A 675-nucleotide genomic window follows, 5' to 3' on the forward strand; every position below is an offset into this window, starting at 1 on the left:
CGCCAGGATCGTCGGCTTCAACACCCTCGGGGAGGGGTGGCATCTGTTTGAGGATGCGTTCTTCAGGTCGCTGGAAGAGGGGGTGGCGACGAACGTATCGCCTTGGCTCTGGGTGCTGGATGGAAAGCACGCCGGCCGCATCACGGCGGCGCTCCGCGCGGAACCGATGGGTGCTGCGGCGGCCGCCATGAATGAGTATCGCAGGCGGGCGTTTGGTTGGGGCTGGGATATGACAAGCGCGGCAATGGGCGAGATACGCGGCGCCATCGTCGACTATCTCAAGCTCACGCAACCTTCGGAAATTGTCGTGATTCGCCTCTACGAATGGGGCAAGTACTGATCGGGCGGGCCTGCTGCGTCCGTGCGTGGGGCGTCACGTTCACCCAAGGCATTACGATCGCGCTGTTCAGGGCGATGGCGGATAGCGGATGCGGCGGGTCTTGTCACTGGCGCGCGCAGGGTGCCCGGCGACGTGAGCCGGCCTAGTGTTTCCGACGCTTGCCGATGTCGCGCGCCAGTACCCACACGACCAGCACATTCACCGCCAGAAGCAGCCATGAGGCCCAGCCGGGGCGTTTGCTGATGGAGTACATCTCCAGCGGTAGGACCAGGGCCGCGGGGATGAAGCCCAGCCATGAGGCCCAGGCCCTGGCGCGCAACAGGACCCCAGATTCG

The 675-nt window shown here is 65.0% G+C and carries 2 protein-coding genes; one reads left to right on the forward strand and one right to left on the reverse strand.

Annotation, left to right across the window (positions count from 1 at the left end):
* Positions 1-340, forward strand: a 340-nt coding sequence (locus ABB26_RS19215; RefSeq protein ID WP_161809076.1) for a hypothetical protein, incomplete at its 5' end; no start/stop codon positions are given.
* A gap of 142 nt (positions 341-482) precedes the next feature.
* Here the strand turns inward: ABB26_RS19215 and ABB26_RS18785 are convergent.
* Positions 483-675, reverse strand: a 193-nt coding sequence (locus ABB26_RS18785; protein ID WP_152982755.1) for a DUF2127 domain-containing protein, incomplete at its 5' end; no start/stop codon positions are given.

The sequence above is a fragment of the Stenotrophomonas humi genome (assembly GCF_001431415.1).
Classification (GTDB): Bacteria; Pseudomonadota; Gammaproteobacteria; order Xanthomonadales; family Xanthomonadaceae; genus Stenotrophomonas; species Stenotrophomonas humi.